22 protein-coding genes are annotated in these 22899 nt (G+C 61.3%); 13 read left to right on the plus strand and 9 right to left on the minus strand.

Annotated features, from left to right (window positions below; translation table 11 throughout):
• Positions 1 to 51 precede the first annotated feature (51 nt).
• From fepC to fepD, 3 genes are read right to left on the minus strand one after another with little or no spacing between them, the layout of a single operon-like run.
• The gene (fepC, locus tag ACOTX1_RS17980) at positions 52 to 852 is read right to left on the minus strand and encodes an iron-enterobactin ABC transporter ATP-binding protein (RefSeq protein ID WP_023315590.1); all 801 of its coding nucleotides are present in this window, start codon (positions 850 to 852) and stop codon (positions 52 to 54) included.
• Positions 849 to 1838 (minus strand): iron-enterobactin ABC transporter permease, encoded by a 990-nt coding sequence (fepG, locus tag ACOTX1_RS17985; RefSeq protein ID WP_072139725.1) that lies wholly within the window; start codon positions 1836 to 1838, stop codon positions 849 to 851. The genes fepC and fepG overlap by 4 nt, the downstream gene beginning before the upstream one ends.
• On the minus strand, positions 1838 to 2842 hold the full coding sequence (gene fepD, locus ACOTX1_RS17990; protein ID WP_023315591.1) for a Fe(3+)-siderophore ABC transporter permease: 1005 nt from the start codon (positions 2840 to 2842) through the stop codon (positions 1838 to 1840). The genes fepG and fepD overlap by 1 nt, the downstream gene beginning before the upstream one ends.
• Positions 2843 to 2950: 108 nt before the next feature.
• On the opposite strand from fepD, the gene entS reads away from it, so the two are divergent.
• Entirely contained in the window at positions 2951 to 4198 is a 1248-nt protein-coding gene (gene entS / locus ACOTX1_RS17995; RefSeq protein ID WP_023315592.1) for an enterobactin transporter EntS, read from the plus strand.
• Positions 4199 to 4244: 46 nt separating this feature from the next.
• Here the strand turns inward: entS and fepB are convergent, their stop codons facing one another.
• Entirely contained in the window at positions 4245 to 5204 is a 960-nt protein-coding gene (fepB, locus tag ACOTX1_RS18000; RefSeq protein WP_263521487.1) for a Fe2+-enterobactin ABC transporter substrate-binding protein, read from the minus strand.
• 188 nt (positions 5205 to 5392) lie between these two features.
• On the opposite strand from fepB, the gene entC reads away from it, so the two are divergent.
• The 7 genes from entC (at position 5393) to ACOTX1_RS18035 (ending at position 12785) form a co-directional block, all read left to right on the plus strand.
• On the plus strand, positions 5393 to 6568 hold the full coding sequence (gene entC / locus ACOTX1_RS18005; RefSeq protein WP_023315594.1) for an isochorismate synthase EntC: 1176 nt from the start codon (positions 5393 to 5395) through the stop codon (positions 6566 to 6568).
• 9 nt (positions 6569 to 6577) lie between these two features.
• Complete coding sequence (gene entE / locus ACOTX1_RS18010; protein ID WP_023315595.1) at positions 6578 to 8188, plus strand: (2,3-dihydroxybenzoyl)adenylate synthase EntE; 1611 nt, start codon at positions 6578 to 6580, stop codon at positions 8186 to 8188.
• Positions 8189 to 8198: 10 nt separating this feature from the next.
• On the plus strand, positions 8199 to 9053 hold the full coding sequence (locus ACOTX1_RS18015) for an isochorismatase (protein WP_023315596.1): 855 nt from the start codon (positions 8199 to 8201) through the stop codon (positions 9051 to 9053).
• On the plus strand, positions 9053 to 9805 hold the full coding sequence (gene entA, locus ACOTX1_RS18020) for a 2,3-dihydro-2,3-dihydroxybenzoate dehydrogenase EntA (protein WP_023305663.1): 753 nt from the start codon (positions 9053 to 9055) through the stop codon (positions 9803 to 9805). Before ACOTX1_RS18015 ends, entA begins: the two co-directional genes overlap by 1 nt.
• Positions 9805 to 10218 (plus strand): proofreading thioesterase EntH, encoded by a 414-nt coding sequence (gene entH / locus ACOTX1_RS18025; protein WP_015571173.1) that lies wholly within the window; start codon positions 9805 to 9807, stop codon positions 10216 to 10218. The genes entA and entH overlap by 1 nt, the downstream gene beginning before the upstream one ends.
• A 149-nt stretch (positions 10219 to 10367) precedes the next feature.
• Positions 10368 to 12473, plus strand: coding sequence for a pyruvate/proton symporter CstA (gene cstA, locus ACOTX1_RS18030; RefSeq protein ID WP_023315597.1), 2106 nt, complete (start codon positions 10368 to 10370; stop codon positions 12471 to 12473).
• 114 nt (positions 12474 to 12587) lie between these two features.
• Positions 12588 to 12785, plus strand: a complete 198-nt coding sequence (locus ACOTX1_RS18035; RefSeq protein WP_006809671.1) for a YbdD/YjiX family protein — start codon at positions 12588 to 12590, stop codon at positions 12783 to 12785.
• Here ACOTX1_RS18035 and ACOTX1_RS18040 read toward each other — a convergent pair.
• The 4 genes from ACOTX1_RS18040 to ACOTX1_RS18055 form a co-directional block, all read right to left on the minus strand.
• Positions 12782 to 13186, minus strand: a complete 405-nt coding sequence (locus ACOTX1_RS18040; protein WP_022647392.1) for a helix-turn-helix domain-containing protein — start codon at positions 13184 to 13186, stop codon at positions 12782 to 12784. The two genes, ACOTX1_RS18035 and ACOTX1_RS18040, sit on opposite strands and share 4 nt — an antisense overlap.
• Entirely contained in the window at positions 13161 to 13463 is a 303-nt protein-coding gene (locus ACOTX1_RS18045) for a type II toxin-antitoxin system RelE family toxin (protein WP_022647393.1), read from the minus strand. Before ACOTX1_RS18045 ends, ACOTX1_RS18040 begins: the two co-directional genes overlap by 26 nt.
• Before the next feature lie 183 nt (positions 13464 to 13646).
• Positions 13647 to 14390, minus strand: coding sequence for an SDR family NAD(P)-dependent oxidoreductase (locus ACOTX1_RS18050; protein WP_017382507.1), 744 nt, complete (start codon positions 14388 to 14390; stop codon positions 13647 to 13649).
• Between the two features lie 57 nt (positions 14391 to 14447).
• Positions 14448 to 15536 carry an oxidoreductase gene (locus tag ACOTX1_RS18055; protein ID WP_032667135.1) on the minus strand — a complete coding sequence of 363 codons (1089 nt, stop codon included), beginning with the start codon at positions 15534 to 15536 and terminating at the stop codon, positions 14448 to 14450.
• A 159-nt stretch (positions 15537 to 15695) separates the two neighbouring features.
• On the opposite strand from ACOTX1_RS18055, the gene ACOTX1_RS18060 reads away from it, so the two are divergent.
• The 4 genes from ACOTX1_RS18060 to ACOTX1_RS18075 are packed head-to-tail and all read left to right on the plus strand — an operon-like array spanning position 15696 to position 20512.
• Positions 15696 to 17198, plus strand: coding sequence for a sugar ABC transporter ATP-binding protein (locus ACOTX1_RS18060; protein WP_263521488.1), 1503 nt, complete (start codon positions 15696 to 15698; stop codon positions 17196 to 17198).
• Positions 17195 to 18190, plus strand: a complete 996-nt coding sequence (locus ACOTX1_RS18065) for an ABC transporter permease (protein WP_023315600.1) — start codon at positions 17195 to 17197, stop codon at positions 18188 to 18190. The genes ACOTX1_RS18060 and ACOTX1_RS18065 overlap by 4 nt, the downstream gene beginning before the upstream one ends.
• Positions 18191 to 18209: 19 nt before the next feature.
• Complete coding sequence (locus tag ACOTX1_RS18070; RefSeq protein WP_022650577.1) at positions 18210 to 19274, plus strand: sugar ABC transporter substrate-binding protein; 1065 nt, start codon at positions 18210 to 18212, stop codon at positions 19272 to 19274.
• Positions 19271 to 20512, plus strand: coding sequence for an LVIVD repeat-containing protein (locus ACOTX1_RS18075; protein ID WP_023315601.1), 1242 nt, complete (start codon positions 19271 to 19273; stop codon positions 20510 to 20512). Before ACOTX1_RS18070 ends, ACOTX1_RS18075 begins: the two co-directional genes overlap by 4 nt.
• Before the next feature lie 52 nt (positions 20513 to 20564).
• On the opposite strand, the gene mtnK is transcribed toward ACOTX1_RS18075, so the two are convergent.
• On the minus strand, positions 20565 to 21764 hold the full coding sequence (gene mtnK / locus ACOTX1_RS18080; protein WP_023315602.1) for an S-methyl-5-thioribose kinase: 1200 nt from the start codon (positions 21762 to 21764) through the stop codon (positions 20565 to 20567).
• A 102-nt stretch (positions 21765 to 21866) separates the two neighbouring features.
• Between mtnK and mtnA the strand changes: the two genes are divergently transcribed.
• Positions 21867 to 22883, plus strand: coding sequence for an S-methyl-5-thioribose-1-phosphate isomerase (gene mtnA / locus ACOTX1_RS18085; protein ID WP_023315603.1), 1017 nt, complete (start codon positions 21867 to 21869; stop codon positions 22881 to 22883).
• Positions 22884 to 22899 lie beyond the last annotated feature (16 nt).

The raw sequence follows: 22899 nt of genomic DNA on the forward strand, positions 1-22899 counted from the left end.
GAGGGGATGGTTTGCTCCCTCTCCCTGTGGGAGAGGGCCGGGGTGAGGGCATCAGACCGCACGTTTTCCAAGCGGCACCACCAACGGCGTACCCGCCACCGGATCGTCAATAATCATGCAGCGCATGCCGTAGATCCGCGCGATCAGCTCTGGCGTAACAATCTCCTTCGGCGCGCCCTGCGCCACAATCTCGCCGTCGCGCAGCGCAATCAGATGCGTCGCGTAGCGGCACGCCTGGTTTAAGTCGTGCAACACCGCCGCCAGGGTGTACCCCTGCGTACGGTTCAGCTCGCTCAGCAGCTCCAGCAGGTCAATCTGATGGCTGATATCCAGCCAGGTCGTCGGCTCGTCCAGCAGCATGATCGAGGTTTCCTGCACCAGCACCATTGCGATCCACGCGCGCTGGCGCTGTCCGCCGGAGAGGGTATCGACGCTTTGCTGGGCCAGCTCGGTGATGCCCGTCGCCTGCATCGCGCGCTTCACGGCCTCGTCGTCCTCCTTGCGCCAGCGGGTAAACAGCGGCTGGTGCGGATAGCGCCCGCGGGAGACCAGCTCCTGCACGGTAATATCCCCCGGCGTGGTGGCGTTTTGCGCCAGCAGACCAATTCGGCGCGCCACCTCTTTGCTGGCGAAGCGCTGGATCTGCTCCCCGTCGAGGAACACGCAGCCCTCAACCGGCGACATCAGGCGGCTCAGCGTGCGCAGCAATGTTGATTTGCCGCAGCCGTTTGGCCCGATAATGGCGGTGAAGTGGCCGTCCGGAATGGCAACGGATAAGTCCCGGGCAATGATTTTATTGCCGTAGCCGAGGGTCAAGTTTTCGCCGCGCAAGCGGGTGGTTAAATCTGTCATTTCTTGCGTGACTCCTGAACGAGCAAGACGATGAGGTAAATCCCGCCGAGGCTGACGGTCACCACGCCCACCGGCAGTTGATAAGGCGTAAACAGCCGCTGGGCGCAGAGATCGGCGGCCAGCAGTAATACTGCACCGCACAGCGCCGCCTGGGTTAATCCCCAGCGCGCGGTGCCGCTAAGTCGCCGCGCGATATGCGGCGCGACAAGGGCAATAAACGAGATCGGCCCGGCGATGGCGGTAGACGCTGCGGTCAGCAAGACCGCCACCAGCATCAGCATCAGGCGCGAGCGCTCTACGCTCACGCCCAGCGCGCAGGCGCTGTCGTCGCCCATCTCCAGCAGCCGCATGCGCCTGACCAGCAGCAACGCGCCGATAAACATCAGGATAATCAGCGGCGCGGCGGGCCAGGTTTTTACCCACGTCAGACCGTTGAGGGAACCGGCGTACCACAGCCCGGCGGAGAGTGCGGTTTCCAGCGACGCCTGTAGCAGAAGCCAGGTGTTAAACGCCATCAGCATCGCGCGGATGCCGATCCCGATGATGATCAGGCGGAAGGTGTCGATGCCGTTGCGCCAGGCCAGGGCCCAGATAAGCAGGGAGGTGAGAATGCCGCCCGCCATCGCCGTAAAGGTAATGGCCGTGAGATGCTGCCCGAACAGCACCATCGCCACCAGCACGCCGCTCCACGCGCCGGTATTCAGGCCCATCACGTCCGGGCTGCCGAGGGGGTTACGCATCAGCGACTGGAATATCGCGCCGCTGACGCCAAGCGCTGCGCCAACCAGGATCGCCATTGCCACGCGCGGCAGTCGCCATTCGGTGACCACCATGGTGATGTTACGCGGCGCGCTGCCGGTGAGAGCGTGAAAGACCTGCGCGAAATCAAGCGTTACGGCACCGCTTTGCAGGCTCCAGACCGCCAGCAGCAGACAGGCGACGACCAGCAGGGCGACGCTGGTGAGTAAACGACGGGACGGGGCCATCATGCGCCACCCCCGCGTCTGCGTCGTACCAGGAAGATCAGCACCGGCGCGCCGATAAAGGCGCTGACCACCGAGACACGCAGTTCGCCCGGCACCAGCAGGCGGCCCAGCACGTCGGCAAACAGCAGCAGGGCAGGGGTCGCCAGCAGCGTTACCGGGAGGGACCAGCGGTGATCCGCCCCCACCAGCCAGCGCGCCATGTGCGGCATCATCAGGCCGATAAAGGCAATCGGGCCGACCACGGCGGTCGCGCTGCCGCACAGCACGGTGATGGCAAGCAGGCCCGTCAGCTGCGTACGCGCCACGCGGTTGCCGAGGGCGGTCGCGGTGTCACTGCCGAGGCTCAGGCTGTTCAGCGCCCGGCTTAAACAGAGCGCCACGGCGGCAGCGACGCTCGCCGGGATCACCACCACTTTTAAGGTTTCAAGGGTACGAATATCCAGCGAACCCGCCTGCCAGAAGCGCAGCTGGTCATACACGTCCGGGTTGAGCAGGGCGATGCCGTTGGACAAGCCTTCCAGTACCGCCGCGAGCGCTACGCCCGCCAGCGTTAAGCGTACCGGGCTGAGCTGGCCGCCGCCCTGGCTGCCGGTAAACGCCACCACCAGCGAGGCGGTCAGCGCGCCGCAAAAGGCCATCACCAGCTGTTCAGACGGAGAGGTGAAACCAAACAGCGCCGCGCCGAGCACAATGGCGAAACTGGCACCAGAGTTCACGCCGAGAATGCCAGGGTCCGCCAGCGGGTTGCGGGTGAGGGTTTGCATCAGGGCACCGGCAAGCCCGAGCGCACCACCGGCCAGCAGGCCGGCAAGGGTGCGGGGCAGGCGAGCGTCGAGCACGATGGTGCAGTCGGCGCTCTGACAGGTACCGGATAGCGCATCGACAATAACGGACGCGGGCAGCGGTTTTGCGCCGACCAGCAGGCTGAGTGCAATCGCAAGGATTAGCAGTAGCAATAAAACGGGCACGGCAAGGGCGCGCACCGCAGAAGAGGAAAACGACATAGCAACATCCATGATTTGATAATGATAGTGATTATCGTTATCTATCTTATTTGGCTATGTTAGCATGTGCGCCCATGGAATGGGTAGAAATAGACTCAAGGCTTTGTCATGAATCAAAAATCCTGGCTGCTTAACCTCAGCCTGCTCAAAACACACCCGGCGTATCGCGCCGTTTTTATCGCTCGCTTTATCTCCATTTTGTCCCTCGGTTTGCTTGGTGTGGCCGTGCCGGTGCAAATCCAGACCATGACTCACTCCAGCTGGCTGGTAGGGCTATCCGTCACCTTAACCGGCGGGGCGATGTTTATCGGCCTGATGGTGGGCGGCGTGCTGGCGGACCGCTACGAGCGTAAAAAGCTTATCCTGCTGGCGCGCGGCACCTGCGGGGTGGGCTTTGTCGGGCTGTGCCTGAACGCCATGCTGCCGGAGCCGTCGCTGGTGGCCATTTACGTGCTGGGATTGTGGGACGGCTTTTTTGCTTCGTTAGGCGTGACGGCACTGCTGGCGGCCACGCCCGCGCTGGTCGGGCGCGAGAACCTGATGCAGGCGGGGGCGATCACCATGCTCACCGTGCGCCTCGGCTCGGTGATTTCGCCGATGGTCGGCGGCCTGCTGCTGGCGACCGGCAACGTGGCGTGGAACTACGGCCTTGCCGCAGCCGGAACCTTTATCACCACCCTGACGCTGCTGCGTCTGCCGCTCCTGCCACCGCCGCCGCAGCCGCGCGAGCATCCGCTGAAGTCCCTGATGGCCGCGATTCGTTTTCTGTTCAGCAACCCGTTGATTGGCGGCATTGCGCTGCTCGGCGGCCTGCTGACGATGGCGAGCGCCGTGCGCGTGCTGTACCCGGCGCTGGCGGGCGAGTGGCAGATGAGCGCCTCAGAGATTGGCGTGCTGTACGCCGCCATTCCGCTCGGCGCCGCGTGTGGGGCGCTGACCAGCGGCAACCTGGCGCAGAGCGCGAGACCGGGGTTGATCATGCTGGTGGCGACGCTGGCCTCGTTTATCGCCATTGGTTTCTTTAGCCTGATGCCGGTGTGGGCGCTGGGGGTGATGTGTCTGGTGATTTTCGGCTGGCTGAGCGCGGTCAGCTCACTTTTACAGTACACCCTGATCCAGACCCAGACGCCGGAAGGGATGCTGGGGCGTATCAACGGCCTGTGGACCGCGCAGAACGTGACGGGCGATGCGATTGGCGCGGCGATCCTCGGCGGGCTGGGGGCGATAATGACCCCGGTGGCGTCGGCGAGCAGCAGCGGGTTTGTGTTAGCGATGGTTGGCGCGATCTTACTGGTGACGCTGGTGGAATTGCGGCGGTTCAGGCAGGAGGCCGCGTTGAAAGACGGTGCGGCCTGATGCCCTCACCCCGGCCCTCTCCCACGGGGAGAGGGAGGGAAAATGCCTACTTAAACAACGCATTCAATCTGTCTAACACCAGCATCGCGCTGTAATAATCCAGGCGGAACGTCTCCGTTCCCAGCGCCCAGACGCGCTTGTTCTTGACCGACCGCAGATGCGCCAGCAGCGGATTGGCGTAAATCGCATTCACGTCTTTCTGGTCGCCGGCAAACACAAACAGCCCTTCGCCGTTCAGCCCCGTCGCCAGATTTTCTCCACCCAGCTGAATAATGTCGTGGCGCTTGCCCTGGCTTGTTGAGGTCTGCAAACCGGCAGGCAGGTCCGCCAGCGTAAAGCCCAGCTGGTGCAGCAGCTTGCCCTGCGCGGAGTCTGTCGTCCACAGGTTCGCCGTGTGTGCCGCGGCGGTGTAAACGATGGCGTTCACCGGCTGTGGCGGCAGCTTCATCTGCTGCTTCACCTGGGCGAGCTGTTTATCGAAGGCAGCGATGCGCTCTGCGGCCTGTGTCTCCTGCCCGGTGATCGTCCCCAGCTGGGTCAGCAGTTCCTGCCAGCTTTTGTCGTCGTAATTGATGATAAGCGTCGGCGCGATGGCGGAAAGCTGATCGTAGAGCGCAAGCGCGGAATCCCCGCCGGTGGCGCTGATCAAAATCAGGTCCGGCATCTGGGCCGCGACCGCTTCGGCGCTCGGCTCGCCGATGTACAGCCGGGCAACCTTACGCTGCTTCGCGATATCGCCCCACTGACGTAAAAAGCCCTGCGCATCCGCCACGCGGTTGTTCGGCGTGGTCGCTCCGCTGGCAATGACCGGCGCGTCAATGGCCAGCAGGGAGCCGGTTAAGGTCACGCTGGTGGAGACAATGCGCGTCGGTTTGCTCTCAAGCGTGTGAACGCCGCGGCTGTCGGAGACCTGGCGCGGCCAGTCGTCGGCGGCGGCTGAGGCTAGTCCTAAAACAAAAAGTCCTGTTAAAAGAAGGGCATTGCGGCAAACGGCAGCGATTTTCACAGAGCGGCATCCTGATTTTATTGAAGATAATGCTTCTCATTTTCAGGGCTGTAGGGAAGGGATGCAAGCGTTTGTCGCACAAGTTATTTGCCCGACGGTTGACAGCGGGGCGATGTGGGATTAGGTTAGCCGACGAAAATATAAATGATAATCATTATTGCTTCTTTTATCATTTTAAGGAGGATGATATGGACACGTCCCTGGCTGAGGAAGTTCAGCACACCGCGACTACGCTGCAAGCAGATAGCTTTTTCTTTATGTCGCCTTACCGCAGTTTTACCACGTCCGGCTGTTTTGCCCGTTTTTCTGAACCCGCCGTCGGCGGTGACGATCCGGCGGGTCCCTTTCAGCAGAAATTAGCTCAGGCTTTCCGGAATGCGAAAAACAGCGGCATTGCCCATCCGGTGATGGTAGGGGCGATCCCCTTCGATACCCGCAAACCGTCATCGCTGTTTATTCCGCAACGCTGGCAAACCTTCTCCCGCCCGGCGCGTCAGCAGTCCGCACGCTACGCCTCCGGCGCGCAGACGCTGAACGTGCAACAACGCACCGAGATCCCGCCGCAGCCGATTTTCGAGGAGATGGTGGCCCGCGCCGCGTCGCTCACCGCCACGCCGCAGGTGAATAAGGTGGTGCTGTCGCGCCTGATTGATATTGCCACCGACAAACAGATTGATAGCAGCGCGCTGATGGAGCGTCTTATCGCCCAGAACCCGGCGAGCTTTAACTTCCACCTACCGCTGGAAGACGGCGGCGTGCTGCTGGGCGCCAGCCCGGAACTGCTGCTGCGTAAAGAGGGCGCGCACTTTAGTTCGCTGCCGCTGGCGGGCTCTGCGCGCCGTCAGCCGGACGATGTGCTGGATCGCGAAGCGGGCACTAAGCTGCTGGCCTCCGAAAAAGACCGTCACGAGCACGACCTGGTAACCCAGGCGATGAAAACCATTCTGGAACCGCGCAGCCATCATCTGAGCATGCCGGCTTCCCCGCAGCTCATTACCACCCCAACGCTGTGGCATCTGGCCACGCCGGTTGAGGGTGACGCGCGTGAAAACGAGAACGCCCTGACGCTGGCCTGCCTGCTGCACCCGACCCCGGCCCTGAGCGGTTTCCCGCATCAGGCGGCAAAAGAACTCATTGCCGAGCTGGAGCCCTTCGACCGCGAACTGTTCGGCGGCATCGTTGGCTGGTGCGACAGCGAAGGTAACGGCGAGTGGGTGGTAACTATCCGCTGCGCGCGGCTGCATCAAAATACCGTTCGCCTGTTTGCCGGCGCGGGCATTGTGCCTGCTTCCTCCCCGGTGGGCGAGTGGCGCGAGACGGGCGTGAAGCTCTCCACCATGCTCAACGTGTTTGGTTTGCACTAAGGAATACTCATGACCATCCCTTTTACCCGCTGGCCTGAGGATTTTGCCCGCCGCTACCGTGAAAAAGGCTACTGGCAGGATCTGCCGCTGACCCACATCCTGACGGACCATGCGGACAGCGATGCGGTCGCGATAATTGACGGCGATCGCCGCATTACCTACCGCGCGTTTAATCAGGCGGTGACGAATCTGGCGTCCGCCCTTCAGGCGCAGGGGCTGCATCGCGGCGAGACCGCGCTGGTGCAGCTCGGCAACGTGGCCGAGTTCTACATCACTTTCTTCGCACTGCTGCAAATCGGCGTCGCGCCGGTCAACGCGCTCTTTAGCCATCAGCGCAGCGAGCTGAGCGCCTACGCGGAGCAGATCTCACCTGCCGTACTGATTGCCGATCGCGACCACACGCTGTTCGCGGGTGATGATTTTCTCAATACCTTTGTGGATGCGCATCGCTCGGTACGCGTTGTGCTGCTACGCGGCGATAAGGGCGAACACGCGCTGGAGGCGGCGATTTCACGCCCGGCGGACAATTTCATCCCGAACCCGACGCCCGCCGACGAAGTGGCGTTCTTCCAGCTCTCCGGCGGCAGCACCGGCACGCCGAAGCTGATCCCGCGTACGCACAACGACTACGACTACAGCATCCGTCGCAGCAACGAAATCTGCGGTATCACTGCGCGCACCCGCTATCTGAACGCGCTTCCCGCGGCGCATAACTACGCCATGAGCTCGCCGGGTTCGTTAGGCGTTTTCACGGCGGGCGGCTGCGTGGTGCTGGCGAACGATCCGAGCGCCACGCTCTGCTTCCCGCTGATTGAGCAGCATCAGATAAACGTCACCTCGCTGGTGCCGCCCGCGGTCAGCCTGTGGTTGCAGGCGATTGCCGACGGCGCGGGGAACGCCCAGCTGAAATCCCTCGAGCTGCTCCAGGTGGGCGGCGCGCGCCTCTCCGCCACGCTTGCGGCGCGTATTCCGGCGGAAATTGGCTGCCAGCTTCAGCAGGTGTTTGGCATGGCGGAAGGGCTGGTGAACTACACCGCCCTCGACGATGCGCCGGAGCGCATCATCAATACCCAGGGCCGCCCGATGTGCCCGGACGATGAAGTGTGGGTGGCGGATGAGGACGGCAACCCGCTGCCGCGCGGGGAAGTCGGGCGTCTGATGACGCGCGGCCCGTATACCTTCCGCGGCTATTTCAACAGCCCGGAACACAACGCCAGCGCCTTTGATGCCAACGGTTTCTACTGCTCGGGCGATCTGATCGCCATCGACGAGCAGGGTTACATCACCGTGCAGGGGCGCGAGAAAGATCAGATCAACCGCGGTGGCGAGAAGATCGCCGCCGAAGAGATCGAAAACCTGCTGCTGCGCCACGACGCGGTGATCCACGCCGCGCTGGTGAGCATGGAGGACAGCCTGCTGGGCGAAAAAAGCTGCGCGTACCTGGTGGTGAAACAGCCCCTGCGCGCGGTGGAGGTGCGCCGCTTCCTGCGCGAGCAGGGCGTTGCCGAATTTAAGCTGCCGGACCGCGTGGAGAGCGTGGATGCGCTTCCGCTCACGCCGGTCGGCAAAGTTGATAAGAAACAGTTGCGCCTGTGGCTTGCTGAACGCGCCCGGGGCTGAGGAACAGAGAATGGCCATTCCAAAATTAACCGCATACGCGCTGCCAACCGCCGCCGAACTGCCGACCAGTAAAGTGAACTGGGCGTTTGAACCGGAGCGCGCCGCGCTGCTGATCCACGATATGCAGGAGTACTTCCTGAACTTCTGGGGCGAAAATAGCGACATGATGCAGCAGGTAGTGGCGAACATCGCTAAACTGCGCGCGTACTGCAAAGAGCACAATATTCCGGTGTACTACACCGCGCAGCCGAAAGATCAGAGCGATGAAGACCGTGCCCTGCTGAACGACATGTGGGGGCCGGGCCTGACCCGTTCGCCGGAGCAGCAGCGCATCGTCGCTGAGCTGACCCCGGATGAAGCGGACACCGTGCTGGTGAAGTGGCGCTACAGCGCGTTTCACCGCTCGCCGCTGGAGCAGATGCTGAAAGAGACCGGGCGCAACCAGCTTTTGATCACCGGCGTATACGCCCACATCGGCTGCATGACCACCGCCACCGACGCCTTTATGCGCGACATCAAGCCGTTCTTTATTGCCGACGCGCTGGCGGACTTCACCCGCGACGAGCACCTGATGTCGCTGAAATACGTGGCCGGGCGTTCGGGCCGCGTGGTGATGACCGACGATCTGCTGCCGTCCGTTCCGGCAACGAAAGCCGCGCTGCGCGCGCTGATCCTGCCGCTGCTGGACGAGTCCGACGAGCCGATGGATGACGAAAACCTGATCGACTACGGTCTGGATTCAGTACGGATGATGGCGCTCGCCGCCCGCTGGCGCAAAGTGCACGGCGACATTGATTTCGTGATGCTGGCAAAAAATCCGACCCTCGATGCCTGGTGGGCGCTGCTCTCCCGCGAGGTGAAGTGATGGCTTTTGATTTTACCGGTAAAACCGTCTGGGTGACGGGCGCGGGTAAGGGCATTGGCTATGCGACCGCGCTGGCATTTGTGGAGGCCGGGGCGCAGGTGACCGGGTTCGATCTGGCTTTCCCTCACGGCGAATATCCGTTTGCCACCGAAACGCTGGACGTGGCGGATGCGGCGCAGGCGAGTGACGTCTGCGGGCGTTTGCTCAGCAGCCTTGAGCGGCTCGACGTGCTGGTTAACGCAGCGGGCATTCTGCGTATGGGCGCGACGGATCAGCTTTCGCAGGAGGACTGGCAGCAGACCTTTGCGGTCAACGTCGGCGGCGCGTTCAACCTGTTCCAGCAGACGATGGGCCAGTTCCGTCGTCAGCAGGGTGGGGCGATTGTGACGGTGGCCTCTGACGCGGCGCACACGCCGCGCATCGGCATGAGCGCCTACGGCGCGTCGAAAGCGGCGCTGAAAAGCCTGGCGCTGACCGTCGGGCTGGAACTGGCGGGCAGCGGCGTACGCTGTAACCTGGTGTCGCCGGGTTCAACGGATACCGACATGCAGCGCACCCTGTGGACCAGCGACGATGCGGAACAGCGGCGCATTCGCGGCTTTGGCGAGCAATTCAAGCTCGGCATTCCGCTTGGTAAAATTGCCCGTCCGCAGGAGATTGCTGCGACCGTGCTGTTCCTGGCATCCGATGCCGCCAGCCATATCACCTTGCAGGATATCGTGGTGGACGGCGGCTCCACGCTGGGGGCGTAATGATCTGGAAACGTCATTTAACGCTCGAGGAGCTGAACGCCACCAGCCTGAATACGATGGTGGGGCACCTTGGCATCGTCTATACCCGCCTCGGGGACGATACGCTGGAAGCCGAAATGCCGGTGGATGCGCGTACCCATCAGCCGTTTGGCCTGCTGCACGGCGGCGCCTCGGCGGCGCTGGCGGAAACGCTGGGCTCGATGGCCGGTTTTCTGATGACCCGTGACGGGCAGAACGTGGTGGGTACGGAACTGAATGCCACGCACCACCGCGCAGTCTCACACGGTAAGGTACGCGGCGTGTGTCAGCCGCTGCATCTGGGCCGTTCCAGCCAGAGCTGGGAGATCGTGGTGTTCGACGAGCAGGGACGGCGGTGCTGTACCTGTCGGTTGAGTACGATGGTGTTGGGGTAAGTCATTCAGCTGAAAGTGATCGGCTTAACACTGTGGTGTAAATCTCTGGTTTGACCACGCATTATTGCGTTTCAAAGTTGTTAAATTTTACCCGTTGTTCTAGAAACAAAATGTAACATCTCACTGTTTCACAACAACGGACAACAACTATGAACAACTCAGGGAAATACCTTACGTGGGCGGTGCTCTCCGTGGTGGGAGCCTTTGCCCTGGGCTATATCGCCCTCAACCGGGGGGAGCAGATCAACGCGCTGTGGATCGTCGTCGCCTCCGTCTGCATTTATCTGATCGCATACCGTTTTTATGGCCGCTATATCGCAAAGACGGTGCTGGGCGTAGACGGCACGCGCATGACGCCTGCCGTGCGCCACAACGATGGTCTGGACTACGTGCCGACCGATAAAAAAGTGCTGTTCGGTCACCATTTCGCGGCGATTGCCGGGGCAGGCCCGCTGGTGGGGCCGGTACTGGCCGCGCAGATGGGCTACCTGCCGGGGATGATCTGGATCCTCGCGGGGGTGGTGCTGGCGGGCGCGGTGCAGGACTTCATGGTGCTGTTCGTCTCCACCCGTCGCGACGGTCGTTCGCTGGGTGAGCTGGTGAAAGAAGAGATGGGGGCAACCGCCGGGGTGATTGCGCTGGTGGCGACCTTTATGATCATGGTGATCATCCTCGCGGTGCTGGCGATGATCGTGGTGAAAGCCTTGACCCACAGCCCGTGGGGAACCTACACCGTCGCCTTCACCATACCGCTGGCGCTGTTCATGGGGATCTACATTCGCTACCTGCGTCCGGGGCGCATTGGTGAAGTGTCAGTCATTGGCCTGGTGTTCCTGGTGTTTGCCATTATCTCCGGCGGCTGGGTGGCGGAAAGCCCGACCTGGGCACCGTTCTTCGACTTCACCGGCGTGCAGCTGACCTGGATGCTGGTAGGCTACGGCTTCGTGGCGGCGGTGCTGCCGGTATGGCTGCTGCTGGCCCCGCGTGACTACCTCTCTACCTTCCTGAAAATCGGCACCATCGTCGGGCTGGCGATCGGCATTCTGATTATGCGCCCGACCCTGACCATGCCTGCGCTGACCAAATTTATTGACGGCACCGGCCCGGTCTGGACCGGCAATCTGTTCCCGTTCCTGTTTATCACCATCGCCTGTGGGGCGGTGTCGGGCTTCCACGCGCTGATTGCCTCCGGGACCACGCCGAAGATGCTGGCGAATGAAAATCAGACCTGCCTGATTGGCTACGGCGGCATGCTGATGGAGTCCTTCGTGGCGATTATGGCGCTGGTTTCGGCCTGTATTATTGACCCGGGCGTTTACTTTGCGATGAACAGCCCGATGGCGGTGCTGGCCCCGGCCGGCACCGTTGACGTGGTCGCCTCTGCCGCGCAGGTGGTGAGCGGCTGGGGCTTTGCGATTACCCCTGAAACGTTGACGCATATCGCTAATGAGGTCGGCGAGCAGTCGATTATCTCCCGTGCGGGCGGGGCGCCAACGCTGGCGGTGGGCATGGCCTACATCCTGCACGGCGCGCTGGGCGGGCTGATGGATGTCTCGTTCTGGTATCACTTCGCCATTCTGTTCGAGGCGCTGTTTATCCTGACGGCGGTGGATGCGGGTACGCGTGCGGCGCGCTTTATGTTGCAGGATCTGCTGGGGGTGATCTCCCCGAACCTGAAACGTACCGATTCACTCCCGGCTAACCTGCTGGCGACAGCGCTGTGCGTGCTGGCGTGGGGCTACTTCCTGCATCAGGGCGTGGTCGACCCGCTGGGCGGGATTAACACCCTGTGGCCGCTGTTCGGTATCGCCAACCAGATGCTGGCGGGCATGGCCCTGATGCTCTGCGCGGTAGTGCTGTTCAAGATGAAGCGCCAGCGTTACGCATGGGTGGCGCTGGTGCCAACGGCGTGGCTGCTGATCTGTACCCTGACCGCGGGCTGGCAGAAAGCCTTCAGCCCGGACAACAAGGTGGGCTTCCTGGCGATCGCCAATAAGTTCCAGGCGATGATCGACAGCGGTAAGATCCCGGCACAGTACACCGAATCTCAGCTGTCGCAGCTGGTGTTTAACAACCGTCTGGACGCCGGGCTGACCATCTTCTTTATGGTGGTGGTTGTGGTGCTGGCGTTGTATTCTCTGAAAACCGCGCTGGCGGCGTTGAAAGTCGACAAACCGACGGCGAAAGAGACGCCGTATGAGCCAATGCCTGAGAACCTGGACGAGATTGTCACCCAGGCGAAAGGGGCGCATTAACATTACCAAACCCCCTCACCCCAGCCCTCTCCCCAAAGGGGAGAGGGTGTTAAAGTTCCCTCTCCCCTTTGGGGAGAGGGTCAGGGTGAGGGGAATACAAACGAGAAACTGATTATGTTCGACACCCTTTCCAAAGCAGGTAAATACCTGGGCCAGGCCGCTAAAATGATGATTGGCGTGCCGGATTACGACAACTACGTCGAGCATATGCGCGTCAACCACCCGGACCAGACGCCCATGACCTACGAAGAATTTTTCCGCGACCGTCAGGACGCCCGCTACGGCGGCAAGGGCGGGGCGAAGTGCTGTTAACCCTCTTTTGGTAAATAGAGGCTGATCTGCTCCTGTTTACAGCCGTAAATTGCCGCCAGCTTTTCGCGGGTGCGCTTTTGCGGTCGGGAGTCCAGCGCTTCCAGCTGTGACACGGCGGACTGGCTGATGCCAAGCTTCTCCGCCACCTCCTGCTGGGACATGCCGCGTAAAATGCGCCAGGCGGCCTGTAGGCTGACGTTCTCGTTATGCATGATGTCGCACACTTCACCCGGTAAACCTACGTTATCGTAGATGTCTGATTCGTAAGGGATGTCTTCCCAGTCGTTTTCATCATCGTCATCGTACTCAAGCATGGCTAAACGCATGCGAAAATATTCACCGTAGGGTATGACAACATACTGTTTTTTTCCTTCTTCATCCTTGATGAACTGAATAGTCATATTCCGTATGCTCCTCATGAAGGTAGGTAGTGGTTGTCCGGCGTTTTACTGCCACTACGTAGCAGATATCACCCGGCGGGTCTCCGAAGGTGTAAATGACCCTGTAATCACCTAATCGCAACCTGTAGTGGTTTTCGGGAGAAGATAATTTCTTGATATCCGCGACAGGTGATGTTTTATCGTCCATCTTCTCCAGCCTGAATTTAATGCGGTTCTGATATCGAGGATCGATTTTAGAAAACTGCTTCTCTGCTGTTTTAGACCACACAATCTTCATCCGTACCTCCACTGTACGCCCATACAAAATATAAGGAAATAATAAGACTATTAGATAAATTCCGAATTTCTAATGGGGTACTGTAGAGCGGAGAATAACCGCGAGAAAGCGGCAAAACGCGAATCGTCGAGGCGGCTCGAACAGGCCTCTGCCGGGCGACAGAGGCATACAGTAAATTTGCGATCAGGCGTTCAGACCGCCGTCGACATCCAGACCGGTGCCGGAAATTTGCCCCGCAGCCGGGCTGGCGAGGAAGGTGACTGCCGCTGCGATATCCTCCGGCTGGCCGTAATGGCCCAGGGCAATAAGCTGACGCTGAGAGTCAGCCTGCTCGCCGTCTTCCGGGTTCATATCGCTGTTGGTCGGCCCGGGGTGGACCAGGTTGACGGTAATGCCGCGCGGGCCTAAATCACGGGCCAGACCTCGGGTGAGAGAGTTAAGGGCAGACTTGGTCATCGAGTAGACGGCGATCCCCGGCTGCGCCACGCGGTTCGCCAGACAGCTGCCAATGTTGATGATGCGTCCGCCGTCCGACATATGCACCAGCGCTTCCTGAATGGCGATCACTACGCCGCGGATGTTGACATTGATCAGAGCGTCGATGTCCGCCAGGGTCATGGACTCCAGCGGGCCGCCGCGCGCAATCCCGGCGTTATTGACCAGAATATCCAGCCCGCCGAGGGAGCGCGCCGCCTGCGTGACCGCATCCTGAATCGCCTGCGCGCTGGCGCTGTCGGCCTGAATCGCCTCGCCGTGTCGCCCCAGCGCGTTGATCTCATCGACGACCTGCTGGGCTTTATCGACGGATTTTTCGTAGGTGATAACCACATCGGCACCGGCGCGCGCCAGCGACAGCGCAATCGCTCGACCCAGCCCGCGGCTGGCGCCGGTAACCAGCGCCTTTTTACCTGTTAAATCGATCTGCATGATGACCTCGTTGCAAGAGTGGAGAGAATCATCATTAGGTATAGCCCGTCGGCGCAATTAACGGCTGAAGGATTCCACCTTCGCAAACGCGGCGCGCAGCACCTCAGGCGTTAACGTCACCGGCAGATAGTGAATCGACTCCACCGGGCGCAGGGTGTGGGCAATGACCTTATCCAGCTCGTCGCGGTTGTTTACATCAACGTCCAGCTCGCGAAGCGTGATCGGCAGGTTAAAGCGTTGGTATGCCGCCACCAGCTGCGCCAGCACGTCGTCCTGGCCGAGCAGGGCGCTCTGGACCAGAATGCCGTAGGCCACCTTGGTGCCGTGCAGGTATTTTTCCGTCTGCGGCAGCACGGTTAAGCCGTTGTGCACCGCGTGCGCCGCCGCCACGCGGGTATAGCGCTCACCCAGACCGCCGACCATTCCGCCTCCGGCAATAATCGCATCCACCACGTCCCGGAACGCCTGCGTCTGTTCGCCGCGCTGCTGATCTGCAAGCGCCTCTTCGCTGCGTTCCAGCAGCACGTCGCGGATCGCCAGCGCACCGTTCAGGCCAAGACGCACGGTCAGCGGCAGACTCTCAGGTTGAGGGGCGAGCACCGCCGCTTCGTACCACTTCGCCAGCGTATCGCCGATGCCCGCCAGCAGGTATTCCGCCGGGGCGTTAAGGATGATCTGCGGCTCCACCAGCACCAGAAAGTTGGCGTCGTCAAAAATCTCAAACTGTAGCGCCTGACCGGCATCGTTGTACCACACGGAGAGCGGGGTCCACGCCGCGCAGGTGGCGGCGATAGTGGGAATGCCCACGAACGGCACGCCCAGACGACGCGCCACGGCCTTGACGGTATCCATTACCGCACCGCCGCCCACGCCAATCACCACGCTGGTTTCACTTCCCGACTCGTTTACCAGATGAGTGACGTCACGCTCGCTGCAATGGCCCTTAAACAACAGATGTTTTGCCCCCGTCGCGTTAAAACTCTGCGGCAGATAAGGGCGTGCGCCCTCGATTGCCCGCTCGCCGTAGATCCACGCCGCGCGGGAAAGTTGTTCCGGAGTAAAGAAATTATTCAGGTGTGCAAGGCTTCCCGGATGAGAGAAGTAGTTCGCCGGGCCGGGTACGACGCGGATATCGGTGTTGCTCATGAAGTTGTCCTTTTTTAGCAAGCGCTAACCCGATGTTATGTCTGGACATCCGGATGGCTAATAATATTTCGCTTTATCTTATGCCTTTTCCGTCGTTGTCAGTCAACCGGAGCTGTGAAAAATTCGCTAAATCAGAAGAGTAATGAAGGATTTACGCGGATGGTTTCCAGTCGCCTTGAGATGCGCGGTATCAGCCTGGCCTTTTCCGGCTTTCAGGCGCTGTCGCGCGTGGATTTCACCCTGAACGGCGGGTCGGTGCATGCGCTGACCGGCGCCAACGGCGCGGGGAAATCGACGCTGATGGCGGTGCTGTGCGGGACGCACGACCACTATGAAGGCGAAATCTGCATTAACAACCAGCCGGTAAGCATCCGCGAGCCGCTGGACGCCAAACGGCTGGGCATCCACCTCGTGCAGCAGGAGGTGGACGTGGCGCTGATCCCGGGGTTAAGCATTGCTGAAAACATCATGCTCGACCAGCTGGCGCAGCCAGGGCACCGCTACCGCTGGCGCGACATCCGCCAGCAGGCGCGGCAGGCGCTGGCGCAGCTGGATGTTTCGCTCGACGTTCGCCGCTCCATCGACAGCTGCACGCTTGCCGAAAAGCAGCAGATTTTGCTGGCACGCGCTTTGTCCCACCACTGCCGTTTTTTAATTCTTGACGAGCCCACCGCGCCGCTGGACGCGCACGAGAGCGAGCGTCTGTTTGCGGTGGTAAGACGTCTGCAACAGCAGGGCATCGGCGTGGTGTTTATCTCTCACCGCATTCACGAGCTAAAAGCTATCTGCGACACCCTCACGGTGCTGCGCGACGGCAGGCTGATTGAGTCTGGCCCGATGGCCGATCTCAGCGGTGAAGAGATTGTTGAGAAGATGCTCGGCCACGAGCTGAGCGATATCTATCCGCCCCCGCGCCCGCCGCACGGCGACGAAACGTTGCTGCGGGTTGAAGGGCTGCACGACGACGCGCTGCTGAAAGATATCTCTCTGCACCTGCGCAAGGGCGAAATTCTCGGCATTGCCGGGCTGGCGGGCGCGGGCAAAACCGAACTCTGTAAGGCGCTGTTTGGCGCCAGTAAAAGCCGCGTCGCGAACGGCGAGCTGAACCATCAGGACTGGAAACCGCGCGACCCGGCGGACTCGGTGCTGCGCGGCCTGGCGCTGGTGCCGGAAGAGCGGCGCAAAGAGGGCATTTTTATCGACGAGACGGTGAGCATGAATCTTGCCGTGTGCGCCGATAACAGCTTCTCGCGCTGGAGACTGTTCGGCCATCGTCAGGCGTGGCGCTGGGCGGAGGAGGTGATCGCCCGCGTCGGCGTTCGCGCCCGCGGTCCCGGGCAGGTTTTGCGACGTCTCTCCGGCGGCAACCAGCAGAAGGTCGCCATCGGTAAATGGTTGCGTAATGACGCCAGCGTGCTGATATTCGACGAGCCGACCAAAGGCGTGGACGTGAAGGCCAAAACCGATCTGTTTCAGCTTATCGACGGCCTGGCGCGCGAGGGCAAAGGGGTGATTTACGCCTCCGGCGAGTTCGCCGAGCTGGTGGGGCTCTGCGACCGCATCTGCGTGCTGTGGGACGGGCGCATCGTGGCGGAAATCGCCGGGGCCGAGGCCCGTGAAGAGACACTACTTTATTATTCAACCGGAGGAACGGCGTCGTGAGCAAGGCCCTTTCAGTGACCGCGGCGGCGTCTGGCCGTCAGCAACTTTTTGATTTTCTCTACAAATGGGGCATGTTGCTGACCGTCGTCGCGCTGGTGGCCGTCTTTGGCCTGGCGTCGGACAGCTTCCTCGATCCGAACAACATCATTAACATTCTGCGCTCGATTGCCATCGTGACGGTGATTGCCATCGGCGTGTCGATCTCCCTGACCGTCGGCGGGTTCGATCTCTCGGTGGGATCCACCGCGTCGCTGGCGAACGCGCTGGTGATTTCGCTTTTCGTCTGGCACGGCTTCGGCACCACCGAGTCGATTGTAATCACTCTCGCGCTCTGCACGCTGGTCGGCCTGTTTAACGCCTTTCTGATCGTCATCCTGCGTATTCCGGACATGCTCGCGACCCTTGCCAGCCTGTTTGTCATCCAGGGCGTGGCGATGACCTACAGCTACGGCGGGTCGATTACCGAGAACATGGTGCTGCCGAGCGGCGACATGGCGGAAGGGACCATTCCGGCGGCGTTCAGCCTTCTGGGGCAGGTGCCGACCATTGTGATCGTCATGCTGGTGGTGACGATTCTGGCGCAGCTTGGCCTGTCGCTGACCACCCATGGACGCCGGATGTACGCCATTGGCGGCAACCCGGAAGCCGCGCGCCTCTCTGGCATTCGCACCACGCGCTACAAGGTGGCAGCCTACGTGATTGCCTCCCTGCTGGCGGGCCTGGGCGGGATTTTGCTGGCCTCGCGCATTGGGTCGTCGCAGGTGAATGCGGGTGGCGGTTACCTGATGGATGCGGTGGCGGCGGCGTGGATCGGCTTCTCGCTGGCCGGGTCCGGCAAGCCGAATGCCCTGGGGACCCTGGTGGGGGCGGTGATCCTCGGCGTGCTGTCGAACGGGCTGGTGATGCTCTCCGTGCCGTATTACGCCATGGACATTATAAAAGGGCTGGTGCTCGCGGTAGCGCTGGCGATTACCTACATACAAAAACGCTGACAACACAACGGGATAAAAAATGAAAAAGATTGCACTCTCTTTGGTGGCATTAGGGTTATTCACCGCTCTGCCTGGCTTCGCGGCCACGCCCGCACCGCTCCCGGCGGCCATTGCCAACCATGACGGCCCCATTCGCATTGCGGTGATCCGCAACCTCGGCTCAGACGACAACACCACGCAGTTTGTTGCCGGGGCCATTCAGGAAGGGAAAAAGCTCGGCTTTAAGGTCAGCACCTTTTTGAGCAACGGGGATGACGCTAAATTCCAGGACTTCGTGAACCAGGCCATCAGCCAGAAATATGACGGGATCATCCTGTCGCAGGGCCGCGATCCGTACTCCACCGCGCTGGTGAAGAAGGCGGTGGATGCCGGGATCAAGGTCGCCGTATTTGATACCGCCGTCAACGGTGAGATCCCGGGCGTGACCGTTACCCAACAGGACGATGCCTCTCTGACTAACCTCTCCTTCGGCCAGCTGGCGAAAGATTTCAACGGCAAGGCCAACATCGTCAAGCTGTGGGTAGCGGGCTTCCCGCCGATGGAGCGTCGTCAGGCAGCGTATAAAGAGTTGCAAAAGCAGTACCCGGAGATTAAAGAGCTGGAGTCCATCGGCGCGGTCTCCTCTGACGTGCAGGGCGACACCGCCAACAAGGTGGGCGCGATCCTGGCGAAATACCCGAAAGGCAAAATCGACGCCATCTGGGGGACCTGGGATGCCTTCAGCCAGGGCGCGTATAAGGCGCTGAAAGAGAACGGCCGCACCGAGATCAAACTCTACAGCATCGACATCTCCAACCAGGATTTACAGCTGATGCGCGAGCCGGGTAGCCCGTGGAAGGTGAGCGTGGCGGTAGATCCGAAGCTGATTGGCGCGACCAACGTACGCCTGATCGCCAACAAGATTGCCGGTGAAGCCACGCCTGCCACCTACGACTTCAAAGCCGCTGCGATCCCGCAGGCGCTGCTGACCGCGCAGCCGGGGGCGGTGAACGTGGCGTCGCTGGGCAAAATCATTCCGGGCTGGGGCCAGACGGAAGATTTTATCGCGCCGTGGTTTGCGACGCTGGAAGCGAAAAATAAATGAGCATGCTTCCTACGCCAGAATACAGCCGCAATATGCGGCTGATTGGCCATAGCGACCAGGGCGGTCGCCCGGACGGCGTGCAGCTGATGGTGCACCGCGGCTTTGCGTATATCGGCCATATGGTGTCGCAGGGCTTTTCGATTGTCGACGTGCGCGATCCAAAAAATCCGAAACCCGCGGGCTATGTCCCCGCGCCGCCGGGCACCTGGAACGTGCACCTCCAGGCGCATGACGACCTGCTGCTGGTGATCAACGCCCGGGATCTGTTTGCCGATGCCCGCTTCGCCGACGAGAAGGTCTACTACACCCGTCAGGTAGGAGAGACCGTCAGCGACGTTCAGGACAGGGGCTGGAGCGCCGGGCTTCGCGTTTTTGATATCTCCACGCCGGACAGGCCGCGCGAAATCGGCTTTCTGTCGCTGAGCGGCATCGGCATTCACCGCATCTGGTACGTCGGTGGCCGCTGGGCGTACGTGTCGGCGCTGATCGACGGTTTTACCGACTACATTTTCCTGACCATTGACCTGGCGGACCCGCGCAAGCCCGAGGTGGCGGGGCGCTGGTGGCTGCCGGGGATGAACCAGGCCGCAGGCGAACAGCCGGACTGGCCGGAAGGGAAACGCTACGCGCTGCACCACGCGATTATTGCGGGGGATACCGCGTACGGCAGCTGGCGCGACGGCGGCCTGACGCTGCTGGACGTGAAGGATCGCACCCAGCCTAAGCTCATTAGCCACCGTAACTGGAGCCCGCCGTTTGGCGGTGGGACGCACACCGCGCTGCCGCTGCCGGACCGCGATCTGCTGGTGGTGCTGGACGAAGCGGTGCTCGATAACCAGGAAGACGGCGAGAAGCTGATCTGGCTGTTTGATATTCGCGAGCCGTCGAACCCGGTGAGTATCTCTACCTTCCCGCATCCGGATGAAATCGACTACGTGGCGAAAGGGGCGCATTTCGGCCCGCACAACCTGCACGAGAACCGGCCGGGGAGCTTTGTCAGCTCCACGCTGATCTTTGCGACGTATCAGAACGCGGGCGTGCGCGCGTATGACATTTCCAATCCGTATCGCCCGGTGGAAACGGGAGCGCTGGTGCCCGCGGCGCCGGAGAGGATGATGGATACGCGGCCGAATCGCCCGCAGGTGATCCAGTCGTGCGACGTGTTTGTGGATGCGCAGGGGATTATTTACAGCACGGATTATAACGGCGGGCTGTCGGTGATTGAGTATCTGGGGTGAGTGCGGTTTGATGCCCTCACCCCGGCCCTCTCCCACGGGGAGAGGGAGAAAATCAACTGTACTGCCGCACCCGCGCCACCAGCTCTTCCGCGCTGTCGATGCGGTCGGCAATCACAATCAGCGCTTTACCGAGGGATATCGCGTGGCGCAGGCATTCGTGACGCATCGCTTCATCCTGAATGGTGTCGATATCCGCCACATGGGAAAGCCCGACGCTGCGGCGAATCAGCTCGGTGCCGCAGAATCCGATGGCATCGTGCCAGACCTTTTTCAGGAATGCGGAGGCATAGCCCGGTGCGCTGAGTGCGGCGTCGCGGGCTTTCTCGTTTGCCAGCACCTGGAAGCGCTCCGCAAAGGTGTTCCACAGTTCCTGAATATCGGTCAGGCGCTGCTCGCGCGCGGCGGCGGCATCGCGAATGCCCAGATGCCCCGGCAGGCCGCAGAAGTTGAGCAGCAGGTTGCCGATGGCGGTGCCAACGTCAAAGCCCATCGGCCCGAAATAGCCGAACTCAGCGTCGATGGCCTTCAGGCTGCCGTCGGCCACAAAAATCGAGCCGCTGTGAATGTCTCCGTGCAGCAGGGCTTCGGCGTGCGCGAAAAAGCGGTGCTTGAGGGAGGCCACGGCGATTTTAAGCTGGGCGTCGTCGCGCAGGGCGGCAACATCGTTTTCCAGCTCGGCCGGGTAGCTGTTGCGCGCGTGGATCTGGTACGGATCGTTGAAGAACAGATCTTCGGTGATCTCGCACATCTCCGGGTTGATGAATTTTGCCACCTGCGCTTTTTTCTCGTGCGGATGCAGATAAAAATCGCTGGTGTGGAAAAGGGTGTGAGCCAGAAATTCCCCCAGCTGACGCGCTGCCTGTGGGTAATAATTATTTCTGATCAGCTCGCCGCGCCAGATGCGATGGCTGGAGAGATCTTCCATCACCATCACCGCCAGTTCCGGATCAAAGTGGTGGATTTTCACGGTGTGCTGAGGGCTGTGCTGGTAATGCTCGACCAGGGTTTGCGCTTCAAGACGGGCACGATCCAGCGTCAGCGGCCAGGATTCGCCGACGCAGCGTACGTAGGGCAGCGCCTGCTTAACGACGATGCGGCTGACGCCCGCGCTGTCGAAAATTTTAAAAACCAGATTGAGGTTGCCGTCGCCCACTTCCTGCGCCTCTACCAGCGATGACGGATCGTCAAGTCCGCCAAACTGCCTGGCATACTCCACGGCGTCCTGAGCGGTAAAGGTACGGTATTGCGACATGGCCTGCTCCTCAGTTTTGCTAATTAAGACATGTAGACGTCTATACATCTGGATTTCATCCTGACACAATGTGCTACAACAACGCAACAGGGAATTAACGACATGCAGACATTACAGACGACCAGCCTGCGGGTGGCGAATAATCAGCTCTTTATTCTCGACCAACAGGCGCTTCCGCAGGAGAAACGCTGGGTGGATGCCTCGACGGTCGAGGCGCTGGTCGGGCATATCCACGCTTTGCGCGTACGTGGCGCGCCGTTGATTGGTCTCTCTGCAAGCCTGCTGCTGGCGCTGTTAGCGGAAAGCGGCAAAAGCCGCGACGAGCTGGCGGTGGCGATGGAAACCCTGCGCGCATCCCGCCCGACGGCGGTAAACCTGATGAACAACCTCGACCGCATGAAGCTTGCGCTGTGGGAAGAGGATTTCGTTCCGGCGCTGGTGGCTGAGGCGCTGCGCCTGATTGACGAAGACAAACGGCTCTGCGACGCGATTGCAAAAGCGGGCAGCGCGCTGGTGAAGCCCGGCAGCCGTCTGCTGACCCACTGCAACACCGGCGGGCTGGCGACGGCGGGCGTCGGTACCGCGCTGGGGGTGATTGCTCGCGCGCATAAGGAAGGCAAGGTAAGCAACGTCTGGGTGGATGAAACCCGTCCGCTATTGCAGGGCGGCAGGCTGACCGCGTGGGAACTCGGCGAGCTGGGCGTGCCGTATCAGCTAATTACCGACTCCATGGCCGCCAGCCTGATGGCAAAAGGGCAGGTGGACGCCGTGTGGGTGGGGGCAGACCGCATTGCGGCCAACGGCGACGTGGCGAACAAAATCGGCACCTACTCTCTGGCGGTGCTGGCGAAATTCCACGGCATTCCGTTCTATGTCGCCGCGCCGCAAACGACCCTCGACCCGGACTGCCCGAACGGCGACGCGATCCCGATTGAGCAGCGCGCCGCCAGCGAGGTGACGGGCGTGGCGGGAAGCTTTGGCGCGGTGCAGTGGGCGCCGGAAAACGCGCAGGTCTATAACCCGGCGTTTGACGTCACCCCCGCCTCGCTGATTAGCGGCTGGGTGCTGGATACGGGCGTAGTCACTCCGGACGAGGTGGCGGAAGGGAAATTTGCCTGAGTCCGGCTATCCTTTA

The sequence above is a fragment of the Enterobacter cloacae complex sp. IR5401 genome, assembly GCF_049238425.1.
In the GTDB taxonomy this organism is placed as follows: Bacteria; Pseudomonadota; Gammaproteobacteria; order Enterobacterales; family Enterobacteriaceae; genus Enterobacter; species Enterobacter hormaechei_C.

What these genes read in the sequence shown, in the direction of transcription:
- ACOTX1_RS18050 (WP_017382507.1), bottom strand. Translation starts at nt 14,390, where the DNA reads ATGCAGATCGATTTAACAGGTAAAAAGGCGCTGGTTACCGGCGCCAGC.
- ACOTX1_RS18075 (WP_023315601.1), top strand. Translation starts at nt 19,271, where the DNA reads ATGAGCATGCTTCCTACGCCAGAATACAGCCGCAATATGCGGCTGATT.
- entE (WP_023315595.1), top strand. Translation starts at nt 6,578, where the DNA reads ATGACCATCCCTTTTACCCGCTGGCCTGAGGATTTTGCCCGCCGCTAC.
- ACOTX1_RS18070 (WP_022650577.1), top strand. Translation starts at nt 18,210, where the DNA reads ATGAAAAAGATTGCACTCTCTTTGGTGGCATTAGGGTTATTCACCGCT.
- ACOTX1_RS18055 (WP_032667135.1), bottom strand. Translation starts at nt 15,536, where the DNA reads ATGAGCAACACCGATATCCGCGTCGTACCCGGCCCGGCGAACTACTTC.
- ACOTX1_RS18015 (WP_023315596.1), top strand. Translation starts at nt 8,199, where the DNA reads ATGGCCATTCCAAAATTAACCGCATACGCGCTGCCAACCGCCGCCGAA.
- entA (WP_023305663.1), top strand. Translation starts at nt 9,053, where the DNA reads ATGGCTTTTGATTTTACCGGTAAAACCGTCTGGGTGACGGGCGCGGGT.
- cstA (WP_023315597.1), top strand. Translation starts at nt 10,368, where the DNA reads ATGAACAACTCAGGGAAATACCTTACGTGGGCGGTGCTCTCCGTGGTG.
- ACOTX1_RS18040 (WP_022647392.1), bottom strand. Translation starts at nt 13,186, where the DNA reads ATGACTATTCAGTTCATCAAGGATGAAGAAGGAAAAAAACAGTATGTT.
- ACOTX1_RS18035 (WP_006809671.1), top strand. Translation starts at nt 12,588, where the DNA reads ATGTTCGACACCCTTTCCAAAGCAGGTAAATACCTGGGCCAGGCCGCT.
- entH (WP_015571173.1), top strand. Translation starts at nt 9,805, where the DNA reads ATGATCTGGAAACGTCATTTAACGCTCGAGGAGCTGAACGCCACCAGC.
- entS (WP_023315592.1), top strand. Translation starts at nt 2,951, where the DNA reads ATGAATCAAAAATCCTGGCTGCTTAACCTCAGCCTGCTCAAAACACAC.
- mtnK (WP_023315602.1), bottom strand. Translation starts at nt 21,764, where the DNA reads ATGTCGCAATACCGTACCTTTACCGCTCAGGACGCCGTGGAGTATGCC.
- ACOTX1_RS18060 (WP_263521488.1), top strand. Translation starts at nt 15,696, where the DNA reads ATGGTTTCCAGTCGCCTTGAGATGCGCGGTATCAGCCTGGCCTTTTCC.
- ACOTX1_RS18045 (WP_022647393.1), bottom strand. Translation starts at nt 13,463, where the DNA reads ATGAAGATTGTGTGGTCTAAAACAGCAGAGAAGCAGTTTTCTAAAATC.
- fepC (WP_023315590.1), bottom strand. Translation starts at nt 852, where the DNA reads ATGACAGATTTAACCACCCGCTTGCGCGGCGAAAACTTGACCCTCGGC.
- fepG (WP_072139725.1), bottom strand. Translation starts at nt 1,838, where the DNA reads ATGGCCCCGTCCCGTCGTTTACTCACCAGCGTCGCCCTGCTGGTCGTC.
- mtnA (WP_023315603.1), top strand. Translation starts at nt 21,867, where the DNA reads ATGCAGACATTACAGACGACCAGCCTGCGGGTGGCGAATAATCAGCTC.
- fepD (WP_023315591.1), bottom strand. Translation starts at nt 2,842, where the DNA reads ATGTCGTTTTCCTCTTCTGCGGTGCGCGCCCTTGCCGTGCCCGTTTTA.
- entC (WP_023315594.1), top strand. Translation starts at nt 5,393, where the DNA reads ATGGACACGTCCCTGGCTGAGGAAGTTCAGCACACCGCGACTACGCTG.